This window comes from Shewanella electrica (genome assembly GCF_022321485.1).
GTDB classification, from domain to species: domain Bacteria; phylum Pseudomonadota; class Gammaproteobacteria; order Enterobacterales; family Shewanellaceae; genus Shewanella; species Shewanella electrica.
The window spans coordinates 1-239 of the sequence record NZ_JAKOGG010000723.1 but is presented as its reverse complement, the minus strand read 5'-3'; the positions used below and the strand labels follow the sequence as shown (position 1 = coordinate 239).

Annotated in this window: 1 protein-coding gene; it reads right to left on the bottom strand. The window is 56.5% G+C overall.

Going from position 1 to position 239, the window contains the following annotated elements; all coding sequences use genetic code 11:
- A partial coding sequence (locus L9G74_RS21910; RefSeq protein WP_238899015.1) for a YdgA family protein occupies positions 1-228 on the bottom strand: 228 nt, incomplete at its 3' end.
- Between the last annotated feature and the right edge of the window lie 11 nt (positions 229-239).

Here is a 239-nt window from a genome sequence, read left to right as displayed (position 1 = left end):
GATTGCGGCAATTCTGTCCGCGGCCGTACCCTGCGCGAAGTAAACCTCGATCGTCCGCCCGTCACCCGGTGACCGGTCTGACAGCACCGCGTTTAGATCCCAGCTTTCGCCAAGGAGAATTCCGCCTGCGTTTTCCTCAGTAAATTGACCACCTGGATAGACCGGTGCCACGAGGGAGACGACGCCGAGAATGGCTATCAAGGATACGATTTTTGTGGTTCTTTTCATTTGCCACCCCC